A 15,541-nucleotide genomic window follows, 5' to 3' on the forward strand; every position below is an offset into this window, starting at 1 on the left:
CGACGCATGCCCACTTACGCCTACCGCTGCCGCGACTGCACCGACACGTTCGAGCTGCAACGGCCGATGAGCGAGTCCGGCGCGCCGGCGCCGTGTCCCGAGGGGCACACCGACACCGTGAAGCTGCTGACCACCGTCGCGCTCACCGGCTCCGCCGCGAGCCCCGCGCCCTCGGGTGGCTGTTGCGGCGGCGGGTGCTGCGGCGGCTGACGGTCAGCAGGCCTTCAGCGCCTGGTCGAGGTCGTACCAGAGGTCCTCGACATCCTCGAGCCCGGCCGAGAGCCGGATCAGCCCGTGGGTGATGCCCGCCTCCTCGCGGTCGCTCTCGGCGACGACCCGGTGCGTGAGCGACGCGGGGTGCTGGATGAGCGTGTCGACGCTGCCGAGGCTCACCGCCGGCGTGATCAGCCGGACGGCGGCGATCAGCGCGTGCGGGTCCCCCGCCACCTCGAACGCGACGAGCGGCCCGCCCAGCTTCGGGTAGTGCACGGCGCGCACCGCTTCGTGCCGCGTGAGCCGCTCCGCCAGCACGGCCGCGGTCGCCGAAGCGGCTGTGACGCGCAGCGGGAGCGTCGAAAGCCCGCGCAGCAACAGGTATCCCGCCAGCGGGTGCAACACGGCACCCGTGGCGAAGCGGATTCCCCGCAACCGCGCGGCTTCCTCCGCGTCGCACGCGACGATGCCGCCCATCACGTCGCCGTGGCCGCCGAGGAACTTCGTCGCGCTGTGCAGCACGAGGCGCGCGCCGTGGCGGCCGGGGCGTTGCAGGACCGGCGTGGCGAAGGTGTTGTCGACGAGCACGGGCACATCGCCGCACGCGTCGGCGAGGGCTTTGACGTCCAGCTCGGTGAGTGTCGGATTGGCGGGCGTCTCGACGAACACGAGACCGGTGTCCGGCCTCAGCGCCGCCGCCACCTCCCCGGGCGCCGCCCACGTGACCTCGGTGCCGAGCAGCCCGGACGTCAGCAGGTGATCGGTCGACCCGTACAACGGCCGGACGCCGACGACGTGCCGCTTTCCCTGCGACGCCGCGGAAAGCAGGCACGCGGACACCGCCGCCATCCCGCTCGCGAACGCCACCGCGTGGTCGAACCCCTCCAGCTCGGCCAAGGCACGCTCGAACCGCTCGACGGTCGAGTTGCTGACGCGGCCGTAGATGCCGGAGACCTCGCCGCCGGTCGAGAACTCGTCGATCCGCAGGGCCTCGGCGGCGCTGTCGCGGGACGGGTACGTCGTCGAGAAGTCGAGAGGTACGGCGTGCAGGCCCAGGTCGGTCAGGTCGTCGCGGCCGGCGTGGACGGCTCGGGTGCGCAGCGCGTTCGTCATGGTCCGAAGGTTCGGTCATCATGCGGATTCGGTGCAATGGTTTCGGATATCATTCGGGGCGTGACTGGATCCGTCGAACTGAGCCCGGTCGACCTCGAGATTCTGCGTGTGCTGCAGAACGATGCCCGGACGTCGAACAAGGATCTCGCCGCCGCCGTCGGCATCGCGCCGTCCACGTGCCTGGACCGCGTGGCGCGCCTGCGCGAGACGGGCGTGATCACCGGCCAGCACGCGCAGGTCGACGCCGCCAAGCTCGGGCGGCCGCTGGAGGCGTTCCTGTTCGTGCAGGTCCGCCCGCACCGGCGGCAGCTCGTGGACCCCTTCGTCGCCGACCTTCTCGCCCTACCCGAGGTGCGCGCCGTCTACCACCTCACCGGCCCGGACGACTTCCTGGCGCACGTGGCCACCAGCTCGGCCGCCGAACTCCAGCGCCTGGTGCTGGACGAGCTCACGGCCCGCGACGAGGTCGCGCGCGTGCACACGAATCTGGTGTTCCAGCATTGGAGTGGCGGGCCGTTGTTGCCGCCCACTCCGTCCGCACCTTGACCGGGTGCCGCGGGTCGGTGGGGCGCAGGAAGATGTTCAGCGCGCCCGGCTCGCCGAACTCCCAGCCGGCTTCCTCGTCGCCTCGCCGCCCGCACCCGCAGGGCACCTCGTCCTCCGGCGTCGCCGGCGCGACCGCCTGACGCAGGCGCTCGCGGCAGCTCAGGTCTTGCGGATCCCCGGCGTACCAAGCCGTCCAGCCGCCGACTTTCGAGAACTGGCCGAGCTCGTACTCGACGTCATCGCGGCTCGGCGACTTCGCCGACGGTTTTCGAGTCGCGCCAGACCGCACGGCGGGGCCGTAGTGGTGCTTGCTCGCGTAAAAGGTCGGGCACAGCAGCACCTGCGCCAGATCACTGCCGTCGGGGAACGGCAGCTCCGGGAAGTCGCGGCGGTACAGCTGCGCGGCGCCGACCATCGCCGGCAGGGGCTCGTCGTCCGGGTGGCCGCCGGTCCAGCCGTCGTCGGTCGCCTCGGGCTTCGGCGGCCAGGTGACGGGGCACGTCGGCCACGGCTCATCCGTGGGCCACAGCAGCAGGCCACGAAGGTGGCTTTCGACCACGGCGGGCTCGCCTTGCGCGGGGTACAGGCGCACCGCGGTGCGCGTACTCGGCCAGAGCACCGAACTCGGCGGGGAGATTCGCCGCACGAAGGTATCGCTCGGCACCGACAACTCCGGAGAACAGCGCGAATACCGACCGCGACGATTTCTCTCGATCGGAACTCGGTCAAAAAACCCACTTCGGATTCCGGTAACGGAAATCGCGGCAGGCCCGACGTCCGGACCACAAAGGATTCGCCGGTCGAGGGACGGAGGAAGCGCCATGACGAGCACGACCGGGCCGGCCGCACAGAATTCCCACGATTACTGGGGCCCACCGACGCAACCGATGCGACTGCCGCGCCAACCGGGGCGGATCAGCACGGTGATGCTGCTGCTCGCCGCGCTGTGCGGGGCGGCCGTGATCGGGGCGATCTGGCTGGGGATCGCATTGGCGTCGTGAGGGGTGTTCCGGTTTGTGAATTGCCGGAATGCGTGAGTGATCAGTGGCCGAGAACGCCGGGTTGCTTCAGTTGTCCACAGGTATGCCGAGGTGTGGACAACTGAAGCGATCCGGCGCTCGGTCACCGATTTTGTCGGGGTGGGCCGATAGAATGGAGATGGGCACGCCACCCGTTGGGAGGGCAGGGTTCCGGCACAGTCTCGTGGCCTGGTTGCAGGGCGGGCACGGTTCCCGTTGATCATGGGAGTGTCCAGGCCCCGTGATCGTTTGAGAGAGCCGAGTCCGCTGTGCCACCGTGCCTGGTCCCCGCCATCCTCGATCGCCTGACCCCGCGCATCACCCGCACACGGATCCAGAATGGGCCACGGACCCGCGCGAATTCCTGCGTCAAGTGCCAGACCCGCGAGACCGGCGCGGTGTCCGCCATTCCGTGGCCTCGATCCTGGCCCTGGCCGCAGTCGCGGTCGTCGCCGGAGCACGCTCGTTCGCTGCGATCGGGGCATGGGCCGCGGATGCCCCGCAACACCTGCTGGCGTTGCTGGGAGCCCGGCTTGATCCACGTCAGGGCCGGTATGTCGCCCCGGACGAGGCGACGGTGCGCCGGGTGACCGGCCGGCTCGACGGTGATGTCCTCGCTGACGTGATCGGTGCCTGGCTGAACAGGCAGGACCGCGCCGAGCCCGAACCCGAAGTCCGACGTGCTACCGACAGCGATCGCGGTGGACGGCAAGTCCCTGGCGGCACCTTCGCCCGCACCGGCGGAGCCGGAGTGCACCTGCTCGCCGCCATCACCCACGAGGACCCCATCGTGCTCGGGCAACGCCAAGTCCCGCCCGGGGCCGGCGAAATCAGCTGGTTCCAGCCATTACCGGACACCTCGACCTGACCGGGAAAGTGGTCACCGCCGATGCCCTGCACACAACCGCCGCGCACGCCCGCTACCTGCCCACCCGCAGCACCTACTACGTGTTCACCGTCAAACAGAACCAGCACCGCCTCCACGGCCTGCTCCAGACGCTGCCCTGGCACGAGATCCCGGCCCACACCACCCACGACCGCGACCGCGGCCGAACACCGCACCACCCGACTCGCACCCCTCGGCGATTTCCTCGGTACCCCACGATCGAGTTCCCCTGCCTTGGGAGAGCGGGGGTGTTTCTGCCGGGCCTGCTGAGCCGTGGTGCTCAACAGCTCCGGTCACCCGCCCGCGCACCCCTACTCCCCGAAATTCGACTCCACCAGATCAGTCACCTTGGCGAGCGCGGCCGAAGCCTCCGGTCCCCGGGCGCGCACCACGATGTGGTCGCCCTGGCGGGCGCCGAGGGACATGAGGGCCAGAACGCTGTGGGCGTCGGCTTCCTGGTCGCCCAGGCGGATGGTCACCTCGGCTTCCAGAGAGGCCAGGCTGCGGACCAGGACGGCGGCGGGGCGGGCGTGCAGGCCGACCTCGTTCGTCAGTGTGAGTTCCTTCTCCTGGGCGTCGCCGGGAGAGTCCACGGCGGCGAGGTCCGGAGCCAGGCCGGCACCGGCAGCCGCGGCGGCCACCGCCTTGCGGTCCGCGCCGCCCTGGGCGGCGACGGCGGCCGCGATGGCGCCCTCGACCAAGGGGCCGTCGGCGACCAGGGCGGCGGGGCCACCCGACAGGGACTCCACGGCCAGCTCGGCCGTCATCTGCGCGCTGCCCAGGTCGTACAGCAGCACCACGCCGTCGCCGGAGTCGGCGCGTTGGGTGGCGGCCACGACTTCGTCGTAGTCGGTGCCGATGCCGCCGTCGTCGGGTAGGCCGCCGGCGGGAATGATGCGGACGTCGGGGGCCATCTGGGCGGCCAGGTCGGCCAGGCCTTCGGCCAGCTTGGCGCTGTGCGAGACGAGCACGATACCCACGGTCACCGGGCGGCCTCCGCGAACGCGCGCAGCAGCAGCGCCGTGGAGCGGGCGCCGGGGTCCATGTGGCCGACGGCGCGTTCGCCCAGGTACGAAGCCCGGCCCTTGCGCGGCACCAGGTCCACTGTGGACTCAGCACCGCGGTCGGCCGCGTCGGCCGCCGCGGTCAGCACGTCCGCGATCGAAGTGTCCGCGGGGCAGGCGGCGGCCGCGGAGACGGCCGGAATCAAGGCGTCGACCATCGTCGCGTCGCCGCCCACCGCCTTGCCGCGGGCCTGCACACCGTCCAAAGCGGCCTGCAGCGCGGCCACCAGCAGCGGCACGTCGACCGAAGCCGCGTCCCCGAGGCGGGTCGACGCGCGCAGGAAAGCCGTGCCGTACAACGGTCCCGCCGCGCCGCCGACCTTCGAGATCAACGTGGTGGCCGCCAGTTTGGCGACGCCCGCCGGGGTGGCGGGCACCTCCGTCTCCAGGGCCGACACGATCGCGGTGAACCCGCGGCTCATGTTCTCGCCGTGGTCACCGTCGCCGATGGCGCGGTCGAGCTCCACCAGCTCGGAGCGGTGCTCGGCCACGACTTCGGCCGCGGCTCGCAGCGCGGCCGCGATTCCTTCGGAAGAACAACCCATCAGATCCCCCACCGCAGCGCGGGCGTCCACACGGGCGCGTCCCACAGCTCGGTCAGCTCGTCGTCCAGCTTCAGCAGCGTCAGGCTCATCCCCTGCATCTCGAGACTCGTGATGTACGGGCCGACCAGCCTGCGCTCGACCACGATCCCACGCTCGGCCAGCAGCCGCTCGGCGATGCCGTGCGCGAGGTAGAGCTCCACCAACGGCGTGGCACCCATGGAGTTCGTGAACAGCAGCACCTTGTCGCCCGACTCGTACGGCAGGTCCGAAACGACGGCCTCGACCATCCGCGCCACCAGCGCGTCGGCCGGCTCGGCCGGGATGCGCTCGCGACCCGGCTCGCCGTGGATGCCGATGCCGAACTCGATCTCGTCCGGCCCCAGGTCGAAGCTCGGCTCGCCGACGTGCGGCACGATCGGCGCGCTCAACGCCACCCCGATCGACCGCACCTGCCCGACGACCTTGCGCGCCAGCGCCTCCACGGCGTCGAGCGAGTCGCCGCGTTCCGCCGCCGCGCCCACGATCTTCTCCAGCAGCACGGTCCCGCCGACGCCACGGCGGCCGGCGGTGTACGTCGAGTCTTTCACCGCGACGTCGTCGTCGATCACGACGCTGCGCACGTCGAGGTCCTCGGCCGCGGCCAGCTCGGCGGCGGTCTCGAAGTTCAGCACGTCGCCGGTGTAGTTCTTCACGATCAGCAACGCACCGGACGGGCCGGTCGTCGCGGCGACCGCGGCCTGGACCGCGTCCGGGGTCGGGGACGTGAACACCGCGCCGGGGACGGCCGCGTCGAGCATGCCGCGCCCGACGAACCCGCCGTGCAGCGGCTCGTGGCCGGAGCCGCCGCCCGAGATGACCGCGACCTTGCGCGGCACCGGGGCGTCGGCCCGCACCACGACGGCCGGGTCGTCCCGGACGCGGAGGATGTCGGCGTGGGCGACGGCGAGGCCTCTCAAGGAGTCCGCGACCACTGTCGCCGGATCGTTGATGATCTTCTTCATGGCGGGCCTCCGTCACGTCGGCGTGGTGGGTGCTCCCAACCTAGCCGCCGACACCGGCCTGCCGCCAAGCTTCAGGGCCGCGGGAGGTTCCCCACGACGCTTTTCGCCAGCGTGGTCGCCGTCGAACAGGGGTCGCCCGTTCCCGGCTTGAGGTCGTAGTCGGTGAATCCCACCTGGACCACTTCCACGTGGTCGCCCTGCCACGGCCGGTGCTGCCACTCGACCTTGCAGTCCGTGCCGGCGCTGCTCTTCTTCGCGTACGCCTGGTTCGCGCCGCCGACGTCGGCCTTCAGCCAGCCGTCGCCCTCCAGCGGCGGCAAGGCCGGGAAGAACATCACCGTGATGTTCGGGCTGTCGCCCCATTGGCAGCTGTGCAGCCCGGTCGCCCCGCCCTTCGTGCCTTTCAGCACGGCGTCCACGGCGGACTGGTCGAGCACCGCACACGCGTCGGCCGTGAGCACGGATCCCTTGACGTCCGGGTATTTCTGCGGGGAGTTGTGCAGCTTGTCCACGGCGGGAGCGAGCAAGGTTCGTCCAGCACGGCACGGATCGCCACCCGGGTAATCGATCTCGAACGCGATGCCGAGGCTGGGATCGCGTGAGGTGAGCGCGCTGACCTCGCACGAACCGCCCGTCGTGTCGGGCACCTCGACCTGCGGCAGGCCGCCGACCTGGCCCGTGGTCTTGTCCGAGGCGAACAACACGATCGCCCCGAGCTGCACGTCGACCGAGAGTTCCTTGCCGCCCGCGTCGCGCACCTTGGTGCTGCACTCGTCGAACCGGACGCTCGACGCCGAGGGCTCACCCTCGGGCGTGCCCAGCGCGGAGAGTGCCGTGTTGTCGAGGAACTGGCACGGCAGCACCGGGCGCAGCGCGGCCGCGGTGACCGAGGCGTCGGTGATCGGCCCGCTGCCACCGTCCCCGCTCGCGGAGGGGACGGTGGTGCGGGGGAGGTTCTCCTTGCCCAGCTGCGGGCCGCCACAGGCCGTCAGGACGAGGACACCGGCCACCACCAGGGCAAACAACCGGCCGAGTTTGAGATCGTGCGCCACGCGGAGCACGGTAGCGGCAGCCGGCCCCGGCTGTCCGGACAACCCGCCTATCCGGCGGACGGCGGTTCGGTGGTCTCGTCCTCGTCGGGCTGCTCGGTCTGCGTCGGCACGACGATCGGGCGCAGCCGCGCCCACAGGACGAACAGCGCCGTGAAGATCAGCAGGGCGATGCCGGCCCACAGGTTGATGTTCACCCCGGCCGACTTCACACGGTCGGCCTCGGTGTCGAACGCCGCGCCCATCACCGTGAGGATGATGCCGTACACGCCGGTCAGCAGGGCGATGATCAGGCGGATGTCGAACGCACCGGCCTTGCGCGAGCGCGGCGTGGATTCCGTTGCCATGACGGTCATCCTCCCTAGAAGGCGAAGTTCAGGATGATGGTGATCACCGCGGCGATGCCGGCCAGCAGCACCGGCTTGCGGTACCAGCCCGCGTCCTCACCGGTGGTCTCGTGCTTGAGCGAATCGCGCGGCGTGAGCGAGTAGACCAGGCCCACCAGCTCCGACTCCGGCTTGGGCGGCGTCAGGTACGTGACGCCCACGCTCACCACGATGTCGACGACGAACGCGGCGATCGCGGCCACGAAACTCACGCCCTGTCCCGGCAGCGTGAACACCTCGAGCTTGCTCATCACGAAGATCGCGATGGCCGCGATGGTGCCGAACACCAGGCCCGACCAGCCGGCCGCCTTGCTCATCCGCTTCCAGAACATGCCGAGGATGAACGTGGCGAACAGCGGCGCGTTGAAGAACGAGAACAGCGTCTGCAGGTAGTCCATCAGGTTCGAGTACGTCGACGCGATGAACGCCGTGCCGATCGCCAGGACCGTCGCGACCATGGTCACCACGCGGCCGGTGTTCAGGTAGAACTTGTCCGGCCGGTTCTTCACGATGTAGGTCTGGAAGATGTCGTAGGTGAACACGGTGTTGAACGAGCTCAGGTTCGCCGCCATGCCGGCCATGAACGACGCGAGCAGACCCGCGATCGCGACGCCGAGGATGCCGTTGGGCAGCACGTCGCGCATCAGCAGCAGGAGCGCGTCGTTGAACGTCGCGCCGCTCGGCGCGGGCTTGCCGTCGAGCAGGGCCTGCTTGTTCGCGCCCTGCAGCTCGGACACGGTGATCGCGGCGACCATGCCGGGGATGATCACCACGAACGGGATGAACATCTTCGGGAACGAGCCGATGATCGGCGTGCGCCGCGCGGCCGACATGCTCTTCGACGCCATCGCGCGCTGGACCTCGACGAAGTTCGTGGTCCAGTAACCGAACGAGAGCACGAACCCGAGACCGAACACGAGGCCCAGCACCGACAGGAAGTTGCTGCTGAACCCGGTCAGCTGGTTGCCGGGCCACGAGTGCGTCTGCGCGATGCCGCCCGGGCTGTTGGTCACCTTCTCGATGAGGCCGTTCCAGCCGCCGACCTTGTACAGGCCGACGATCGTGAGCGGGATCAGCGCCGCGAGGATGACGAAGAACTGCAGCACCTCGTTGTAGATGGCCGCCGACAGGCCACCGAGTGCGGTGTAGGTGAGCACGATGACGGCCGCGATGATGATCGAGACCCAGATCGGCCAGCCCAGCAGCAGGTTCACGACGCTGGCCAGCAGGTACAGGTTCGCGCCGGCGATGAGGATCTGCGCGAGCGCGAAGCTGGCGCCGTTGACCCAGTGGGCGGTCGGGCCGAAGCGGCGGAGCATGAACTCGGGAACGCTGCGCACCTTGGAGCCGTAGTAGAACGGCATCATCACGACGCCGAGGAACAGCATCGCGGGGATCGCGCCGATCCAGAAGTAGTGCGCCGTCGGCAGCCCGTACTCGGCGCCGTTGGCGGACATGCCCATGACCTCGATCGCGCCGAGGTTGGCCGAGATGAACGCCAGGCCGGTCACCCACGCCGGGAGCGAGCGCCCGGAGAGGAAGAAGTCGAGACTGCTCGACACCTGCCTGCGGGCGAGATAGCCGATGCCCAGCACCAGCACGAAATAGAACGCCAGCTCGATGTAGTCGATCGCACTCGCGTCGAGCCGCAGGTTCGCGTCGGCAAGGACCTCCACGCGAGCCACCTCCGAATCAAACAATTTCCCACAGGAAACACCAGCGTCCTGTTAGATCCGGACAGTACTGCATGGATTCCGAGGCGGCACCCCGACACGGGGAATCCAGGAAAAACCCTTCGACTCACGACGGTGAGCTGGGGAAACGCCGCCGGCCGGCGAGTGTGATCTCGACGGCTCGCGCCCCGATGACCGGAACCTCACAAACGCGCAGGCCTGCTCACGGGCCGGCAATGGGGTCCATTGAGGACGGTCGCCGCGCGCGGCCCCGGCGGCTCAGAACAGGCGGAACTCGTCCGATTCGATGCCACGCAGGGCGTCGTAGTCCAGGGTCAGGCAGCGGATGCCGCGGTCTTCCGCGAGGGTGCGGGCCTGGGGCTTGATGATCTGCGCGGCGAAGACGCCCTGCACGGGGGCCAGGAGCGGGTCGCGGTTGAGGAGCTCGAGGTAGCGCGTGAGCTGCTCGACGCCGTCGATCTCGCCGCGGCGCTTGATCTCCACGGCGACCGACTTGCCGTCCGCGTCGCGGGCCATGATGTCGACCGGGCCGATGGCGGTGGGAAATTCGCGGCGCACGAGGGTGTAGCCGTCGCCGAGGGTCTTGATGTGCTCGGCGAGCAGTTCCTGCAGGTGCGCTTCCACGCCGTCCTTCTGCAGGCCCGGTTCGGCGCCCAGTTCCTGCTCGTGGTCGTGGTAGATCTCGTCGATCGAGATCACGAGCTTCTCGCCCTGCTTGTTCTCGACGATCCACAGCTTGCCGTCCTCGATGAGCCAGCAGGGCGGGCTCATCCAGTTCAGGGGCTTGTACGCGCGGTCGTCCGAGTGCACGGACACCGAACCGTCCGACTTGACGAGGAGCAGGCGCGTGGCCATCGGCAGGTGGGCGGTGAGGCGGCCGGCGTAGTCGACCTGGCAGCGAGCGATCACGAGACGCACCCGCCGAGGGTAGGACAGGCTCGGCGATACTGGGCGAGTGGACCCCATTCAGCGTGTCGCGACCCGCAAGGTGTACCGGAACAACTGGATGACGGTGCGCGAGGACGCCATCCGCCGCGCCGACGGCAGCGAAGGCATCTACGGCGTGGTCGACAAACCGACCTACGCCCTGATCATCCCGATGGACGGCGACCGCGTGCTGCTGGTCGACCAGTTCCGCTACCCCGTCGGCGAGCGCCGGTGGGAGTTCTGCCAGGGCACGGCCCCCGACCTCGCCGAGACGCCGCCCGCCGAGCTCGCCCGCCGCGAGCTGCGCGAGGAGACGGGCCTGCGCGCCGAGACCGTGACGGAGATCGGGCTACTGGAAGTCGCGCCCGGCATGTCGAGCCAGCGCGGCCACGTCTACCTCGCCACCGACCTCACCGAGGGCGAACCGGAACGCGAGCTCGAAGAACAGGACATGACCACCGCGTGGTTCACCCGCACCGAGGTCGAGAAGATGATCTCGGCGGGTGGCATCACCGACGCGCAGTCGATCGCCGCGTACACGCTTCTGCTGCTGCACGAGCGTCGTTGAAAGCAGCGCCGTTGAAAGCCGCGACGCCGAGCCCGCTCAGTCCGGCCACTCGGCCTTGCGCTTCTCCAGGAACGCCGCCATGCCCTCCCGCGCGCCCGGCAGCTGCGACGCCGAGGCCATGACCTCCAGCGCGATGGCGTAGGCGTCGGCTTCCGGGCGGTCGAGCTGGGCGTACAGCGTCTGCTTGCCCATGGCCTTGCTCGCCCGGCTGCCGCGCGTGGCCCGCGCGAGCAGGGTGGCGACAGCGTCGTCGAGCTCCTCGTCCGGGACGACGGAGTTGACCAGACCCCAGTCGAGCGCGGTGGCGGCGTCGACGACATCGCCGGTCAACGCCAGCTCCATCAGGCGTTTGCGGCCGATCGAGCGCGCCACCGGGACGGCCGGGGTGTGGCAGAACCAGCCGCCTTTGCCGCCGGGCAGGGCGAAACCCGCGGACGCCGCGGCGACGGCGAGGTCGCACGAGGCCACGAGCTGGCAGCCCGCCGCGGTCGCCAGGCCGTGCACGCGCGCGACCACGACCTGCGGCAGGGCCTGCATGGTGCGCATCAGCTCGGTACACAACGTCAGCAGCTCGCGCACGCCCATCAGGTCGCGTGCGGCGACGTCGCCGAAGTCGTGGCCCGCGGAGAAGACCGGACCGGCGCCGGCGAGGACGATGCCCGTCGCGTCGGTGGTGCCCGCTTCGCGGAACGCCGCGAGCAGCTCGGTCAGGTGGTCGGCGGACAGCGAGTTGCGCCGCGCGGCGCGGTTCATCGTGATGGTGATCGTGTCGCCGTCGCGCTTCACGAGGAGGTGCTCGTACTCGGCCATACCCCGACCGTAACGCCGCCGGGCGCGGAACGGAACGTGCGCCGGTACGAATCAGGCCCGACGCCGACCTCCACGCGCAGCCGCCGGCGCAGGTTCGCGGCCGTACCCAGCCCCGACCGCTGCGCGACGCGCTCCACCGGCAGCTCGGTGGTCTCCAGCAGGCGTTGCGCCAGCCGCACCCGTTGCCCGCGCAGCCACCGCCCCGGCGTGACGCCCGTGGCCGCGGCGAACTCGCGGTGGAACGTCCGCTCGCTCATCCCGGCGTGGCCGCACAGGTCCGCCACGCCGATCTCCTCGGCCAGCCGGGCCAGCGCCCAGTCCATAGTGGACGACAGACCCGGCCGGGAAGGCGCCGCGGGCAAGGGGTTCTCGACGTACTGGCGCTGGCCGCCCTCGCGTGCGAGCGGCATCACGAGGCGCCGCGCGAGTTTCGCGGCGACGTCGGCGCCGTGGTCGCGGCGCACGAGGTGCAGGCAGAGGTCGAGCCCGCCGACCACACCCGCCGAGGTGAGCACGCCGCCGGATTCGGTGTACAGCACATCGCGGTGCAGCTGAGCGAGAGGCGCGGCGACGGCGAGTGCGTCGAGGTCCCACCAGTGCGTGGTCGCGGGGCGGCCGTCGAGCAAACCCGCGGCCGCGAGGGTGAACGCGCCGGAGCACAGGCCCGCCACCGTCGCGCCGCGACGGTGGGCCCGGCGCAACGCGGCCGACGCGGCGGGCGGCACCGGTGCGTGCGGATCGTCGCGGCCGGGCGCGAGCACGAGGTCGCAGCCGTCGAGCCCGGTCAACCCGTGCGTCGGCGTGACCTCCCCGAAGGGGGACAACGAGGTGCGCCGCCGGCCCGCCCCGCACAGCCGCACGGTGAACGGGCCGATCCCGCTCTCGCTGCGGTCCTGCGCCCAGACCTCGGCGATCACCCCGAGGTCGAACGCGCGCGTACCCGGCAGGAGCAGCACCCCGATCGTCCGCATGGCAGAAAAGTACCGGATCGCGCGCCTTCTGCCACTCCCTCGACGCCGGCGGCCCGGCAAGACTCGACGGCATGACCGCACTCATCCTCATCGACGTCCAGCGCGGGTTCTCCGACGAGCAGTACTGGGGCCCGCGCAACAACCCCGGCGCGGAGGCCAACATCAAGGCCCTGCTCGACGCGTGGCAGCAGCGCCGCCTGCCCGTCGTCCTCGTGCACCACGACTCCGTGCACGCCGATTCGCCGCTGCGGCCCGGCCAGCCGGGCAACGACTTCCTGCCCGAGCTCGACGGCGCCCGCCCCGACCTGGTCTTCGGCAAGAAGGTGAACTCGGCTTTCCTCGGCGACGTCGACCTCGACGCGTGGCTCAAGACCCACGGCATCACGAGCTTCGTCCTCGCCGGGATCCAGACCAACTTCTGCTGCGAGACCACGGCCCGCATGGGCGGCAACCTCGGCTACGACGTGACCTTCGCGCTCGACGCGACCTTCACGTTCGACCTGCCCGCCGTCGACGGCACCACCGTGCCGGCCGACGAGCTCGCCCGCGTCACCGCGGCGAACCTGCACAACCAGTTCGCCACTGTGAAGACCACGAAGGAGATCCTGGGCTAACGACGATCGATCACGGCACGGAGGAACTCCTTCGTGCGTTCGTGTTCGGGAGCGGTGAACAGCTTCTCCGGTGGCGCCTCCTCCAGCACCCGGCCGTGGTCGAACATCATCACCCGATCCGAGACGTCCTGCGCGAACTGCATTTCGTGCGTCACGCACAGGATGGTGATGTCCGTGGTCGACGCGATGTTCCGCAGCACCCGCAGGACGTCGGCGACGAGCTCCGGGTCGAGCGCCGACGTGACCTCGTCGAGCAGCAGCACGTCGGGGCGCATCGCGAGCGCCCGGGCGATCGCGACCCGCTGCTGCTGCCCGCCGGACAGCCGCGTCGGGTGCGCGTCCGCCTTGTCCTCGAGTCCGACGAGGCCGAGCAGGTCACGGGCCCGCCGCTCGGCTTCGGCCGGTGCCACGCCGAGCGACCGGACGGGGGCCTCGGTGATGTTGCGCAGCACGTTCATGTTGGGGAACAGGTTGAACTGCTGGAACACCATCCCGATCCGGCGCCGCATCACCCGCAGGTGCTTCTCGTCGGCCGGCACCAGCCGTTCGCCGCGGCGCACGTGGCTCAGGCACTCGCCGCCGACGTCGATGGTGCCGGCGTTCACCCGCTCCAGGGTCATCAGCAGCCGCAGGATCGTCGTCTTGCCGGACCCGCTCGGGCCGATCAGCGAGACGAACTCCCCCGGTGCCACGGTGAAATCGAGTTCGTCGAGCACCACGTGATCCCCGAACTTCTTGACCACACCCGAGAACCGGATCATCGCGTCAGACTCGTTCGGCACGGCGTTCCCATCGTCGGACCAGCACGGAGGCAGGCAGGCTCACCAGCAGGAACAGCACCCCGGCCAGGGTGTAGGGCTCGACGACGCGGAACGTCTCCGCGCCGACCTCCTTGGCGCGGTTGAGCACGTCCAGCACGCCGATCGCCAGCAGCAGCGGCGTTTCCTTGAACATCGAGATCGTGTAGTTGCCCAGCGCGGGCAGCACGCGCGGGATCGCCTGGGGCAGCACGACGGCCGTCCACACCCTTGACCGCGGCAGGTTCAGCGCGGTCGCCGCCTCCCACTGTCCTTTCGGGACGGCTTCGATCCCGGCCCGGTACACCTCGGCGGTGTAGGTCGCGTAGTGCACCCCGAGGGCCACGACACCCGTGAGGAACGCCGACATCGTGAACCCGGTCAACGGCGGCACCAGCCAGTACAGCACGAAGACCTGGATCAGCAACGGCGTGCTGCGGACGAACTCGATGAACAGCCACGCCACCCGCGACAGCACCGGGATCCGCGCCCGGCGCAGCAACGCCAGTACCAGGCCTAGCGTGTACGCGAGGGCGGACCCGAGCAGCGTGAGCTCCACCGTGACCAGCAATCCCTCCAGCAGCAGAGGGATCGCGTCGGCGGCGGCCTGCCAGTCCCAGTTCACCCGGCACCTCCCCCGCCCACGGTGAGGTCCAGCTCCGTGCGCCGCACCGGCGTCCGGCCGAGCCGGCGCGCGGCCCAGCGCTCCAGCGCCCGCATGCCGGTCGTGATCACGATGGCGAGCAGGAGGTAGAGCACCAGCTCGGTGCCGTAGATCCAGCCGATGTCCGCGCCGAACACCGGCCGGAGCAGCTCACCGCGTTCGGTGATCTCGCCCGCCGAGATGAACGACAGCAGCGCGGTGCTCTTCAGCAGCTGGATGAACAGGTTGTTGAACGGTGGCAGCATCTCGGCGAACGCCTGCGGCAGGAGCACCCGCACCATCCGCTGCGTGGGCGAAAGGTTGAGCGCGACCGCCCCTTCGAACTGCGCCCGCGGCACCGACCGCACGGCGCCACGCACGACCTCGGCGCCGTACGCCCCGTGGTTCAGCCCCAGGACCAGGATGCCGGCGAACAACGGCACCAGCTGGAAGCCGACCAGCACCGGCAGCACGAAGAACAGCCAGAACAGCTGCACGGCCTCGGACGTCCCGCGGAAGACCTCCACGTACACCCGCGCGACCCCGCGGACGGACCGCCTCGGCGAAAGCAGCGCGAGCCCCGCGATCAGCGAGAGGACGATCGTGAGGAGGATCCCGCCGACCGCGGCCTCGATCGTCGTGGTCAGGCCGGCGAGGATCGCCGAGACGATGTGCGGCACGTTCGACACGGCGCA

The 15,541-nt window shown here is 70.3% G+C and carries 20 protein-coding genes; 6 read left to right on the forward strand and 14 right to left on the reverse strand.

Annotated elements, in window-relative coordinates; all coding sequences use genetic code 11:
- The first annotated feature begins 6 nt into the window (after nucleotides 1-6).
- Nucleotides 7-210 carry a zinc ribbon domain-containing protein gene (locus AB0K15_RS27575; RefSeq protein ID WP_220243781.1) on the forward strand — a complete coding sequence of 68 codons (204 nt, stop codon included), beginning with the start codon at nucleotides 7-9 and terminating at the stop codon, nucleotides 208-210.
- Between the two features lie 3 nt (nucleotides 211-213).
- Here AB0K15_RS27575 and AB0K15_RS27580 read toward each other — a convergent pair whose 3' ends face one another.
- Nucleotides 214-1,326: a PLP-dependent transferase gene (locus AB0K15_RS27580; protein WP_364056356.1), complete on the reverse strand. Its 1,113-nt coding sequence runs from the start codon at nucleotides 1,324-1,326 to the stop codon at nucleotides 214-216.
- Between the two features lie 60 nt (nucleotides 1,327-1,386).
- On the opposite strand from AB0K15_RS27580, the gene AB0K15_RS27585 reads away from it, so the two are divergent.
- Nucleotides 1,387-1,872: an Lrp/AsnC family transcriptional regulator gene (locus tag AB0K15_RS27585; protein ID WP_285972876.1), complete on the forward strand. Its 486-nt coding sequence runs from the start codon at nucleotides 1,387-1,389 to the stop codon at nucleotides 1,870-1,872.
- On the opposite strand, the gene AB0K15_RS27590 is transcribed toward AB0K15_RS27585, so the two are convergent.
- Nucleotides 1,775-2,536 carry a hypothetical protein gene (locus AB0K15_RS27590; protein ID WP_364056359.1) on the reverse strand — a complete coding sequence of 254 codons (762 nt, stop codon included), beginning with the start codon at nucleotides 2,534-2,536 and terminating at the stop codon, nucleotides 1,775-1,777. The genes AB0K15_RS27585 and AB0K15_RS27590 overlap by 98 nt on opposite strands.
- A 157-nt stretch (nucleotides 2,537-2,693) precedes the next feature.
- Here AB0K15_RS27590 and AB0K15_RS27595 point away from each other — a divergent pair, with 157 nt between their 5' ends.
- Together AB0K15_RS27595 and AB0K15_RS27600 are read left to right on the forward strand one after the other, a co-directional pair.
- On the forward strand, nucleotides 2,694-2,873 hold the full coding sequence (locus tag AB0K15_RS27595) for a hypothetical protein (RefSeq protein WP_364056362.1): 180 nt from the start codon (nucleotides 2,694-2,696) through the stop codon (nucleotides 2,871-2,873).
- Nucleotides 2,874-3,303: 430 nt separating this feature from the next.
- Nucleotides 3,304-3,759 (forward strand): transposase family protein, encoded by a 456-nt coding sequence (locus tag AB0K15_RS27600; protein ID WP_364056365.1) that lies wholly within the window; start codon nucleotides 3,304-3,306, stop codon nucleotides 3,757-3,759.
- A gap of 329 nt (nucleotides 3,760-4,088) precedes the next feature.
- Here the strand turns inward: AB0K15_RS27600 and dhaM are convergent, their stop codons facing one another.
- The 7 genes from dhaM to nucS form a co-directional block, all read right to left on the reverse strand.
- Nucleotides 4,089-4,763, reverse strand: coding sequence for a dihydroxyacetone kinase phosphoryl donor subunit DhaM (gene dhaM / locus AB0K15_RS27605; protein WP_364056368.1), 675 nt, complete (start codon nucleotides 4,761-4,763; stop codon nucleotides 4,089-4,091).
- The gene (dhaL, locus tag AB0K15_RS27610) at nucleotides 4,760-5,386 is read right to left on the reverse strand and encodes a dihydroxyacetone kinase subunit DhaL (protein ID WP_364056371.1); all 627 of its coding nucleotides are present in this window, start codon (nucleotides 5,384-5,386) and stop codon (nucleotides 4,760-4,762) included. The genes dhaM and dhaL overlap by 4 nt, the downstream gene beginning before the upstream one ends.
- On the reverse strand, nucleotides 5,386-6,387 hold the full coding sequence (gene dhaK, locus AB0K15_RS27615) for a dihydroxyacetone kinase subunit DhaK (RefSeq protein ID WP_364056374.1): 1,002 nt from the start codon (nucleotides 6,385-6,387) through the stop codon (nucleotides 5,386-5,388). The genes dhaL and dhaK overlap by 1 nt, the downstream gene beginning before the upstream one ends.
- A 71-nt stretch (nucleotides 6,388-6,458) precedes the next feature.
- Nucleotides 6,459-7,439: a hypothetical protein gene (locus AB0K15_RS27620; RefSeq protein WP_364056377.1), complete on the reverse strand. Its 981-nt coding sequence runs from the start codon at nucleotides 7,437-7,439 to the stop codon at nucleotides 6,459-6,461.
- Nucleotides 7,440-7,486: 47 nt separating this feature from the next.
- The gene (locus tag AB0K15_RS27625; protein WP_364056380.1) at nucleotides 7,487-7,783 is read right to left on the reverse strand and encodes a hypothetical protein; all 297 of its coding nucleotides are present in this window, start codon (nucleotides 7,781-7,783) and stop codon (nucleotides 7,487-7,489) included.
- A 14-nt stretch (nucleotides 7,784-7,797) separates the two neighbouring features.
- Complete coding sequence (locus AB0K15_RS27630) at nucleotides 7,798-9,498, reverse strand: sodium:solute symporter family protein (RefSeq protein WP_364056383.1); 1,701 nt, start codon at nucleotides 9,496-9,498, stop codon at nucleotides 7,798-7,800.
- 276 nt (nucleotides 9,499-9,774) lie between these two features.
- Nucleotides 9,775-10,434 (reverse strand): endonuclease NucS, encoded by a 660-nt coding sequence (gene nucS, locus AB0K15_RS27635; protein ID WP_360594697.1) that lies wholly within the window; start codon nucleotides 10,432-10,434, stop codon nucleotides 9,775-9,777.
- Nucleotides 10,435-10,471: 37 nt separating this feature from the next.
- On the opposite strand from nucS, the gene AB0K15_RS27640 reads away from it, so the two are divergent.
- Nucleotides 10,472-11,011: an NUDIX hydrolase gene (locus AB0K15_RS27640; RefSeq protein ID WP_364056387.1), complete on the forward strand. Its 540-nt coding sequence runs from the start codon at nucleotides 10,472-10,474 to the stop codon at nucleotides 11,009-11,011.
- Between the two features lie 36 nt (nucleotides 11,012-11,047).
- On the opposite strand, the gene AB0K15_RS27645 is transcribed toward AB0K15_RS27640, so the two are convergent.
- Nucleotides 11,048-11,821, reverse strand: coding sequence for an enoyl-CoA hydratase-related protein (locus tag AB0K15_RS27645; protein ID WP_364056390.1), 774 nt, complete (start codon nucleotides 11,819-11,821; stop codon nucleotides 11,048-11,050).
- Entirely contained in the window at nucleotides 11,794-12,792 is a 999-nt protein-coding gene (locus AB0K15_RS27650) for a helix-turn-helix domain-containing protein (RefSeq protein WP_364056393.1), read from the reverse strand. The genes AB0K15_RS27645 and AB0K15_RS27650 overlap by 28 nt, the downstream gene beginning before the upstream one ends.
- Before the next feature lie 71 nt (nucleotides 12,793-12,863).
- Here AB0K15_RS27650 and AB0K15_RS27655 point away from each other — a divergent pair, with 71 nt between their 5' ends.
- On the forward strand, nucleotides 12,864-13,406 hold the full coding sequence (locus AB0K15_RS27655; RefSeq protein ID WP_364056396.1) for a cysteine hydrolase family protein: 543 nt from the start codon (nucleotides 12,864-12,866) through the stop codon (nucleotides 13,404-13,406).
- On the opposite strand, the gene ehuA is transcribed toward AB0K15_RS27655, so the two are convergent.
- Genes ehuA through ehuC form a run of 3 tightly spaced genes read right to left on the reverse strand, consistent with a single transcriptional unit; the run spans nucleotide 13,403 to nucleotide 15,535 of the window.
- Complete coding sequence (gene ehuA / locus AB0K15_RS27660; protein WP_364056586.1) at nucleotides 13,403-14,167, reverse strand: ectoine/hydroxyectoine ABC transporter ATP-binding protein EhuA; 765 nt, start codon at nucleotides 14,165-14,167, stop codon at nucleotides 13,403-13,405. The genes AB0K15_RS27655 and ehuA overlap by 4 nt on opposite strands.
- Nucleotides 14,168-14,171: 4 nt before the next feature.
- On the reverse strand, nucleotides 14,172-14,828 hold the full coding sequence (ehuD, locus tag AB0K15_RS27665) for an ectoine/hydroxyectoine ABC transporter permease subunit EhuD (protein WP_364056399.1): 657 nt from the start codon (nucleotides 14,826-14,828) through the stop codon (nucleotides 14,172-14,174).
- Nucleotides 14,825-15,535 (reverse strand): ectoine/hydroxyectoine ABC transporter permease subunit EhuC, encoded by a 711-nt coding sequence (gene ehuC / locus AB0K15_RS27670; RefSeq protein WP_364056402.1) that lies wholly within the window; start codon nucleotides 15,533-15,535, stop codon nucleotides 14,825-14,827. The genes ehuD and ehuC overlap by 4 nt, the downstream gene beginning before the upstream one ends.
- Between the last annotated feature and the right edge of the window lie 6 nt (nucleotides 15,536-15,541).

The sequence above is a fragment of the Amycolatopsis sp. NPDC049253 genome, assembly GCF_040678995.1.
Taxonomy (GTDB): domain Bacteria; phylum Actinomycetota; class Actinomycetes; order Mycobacteriales; family Pseudonocardiaceae; genus Amycolatopsis.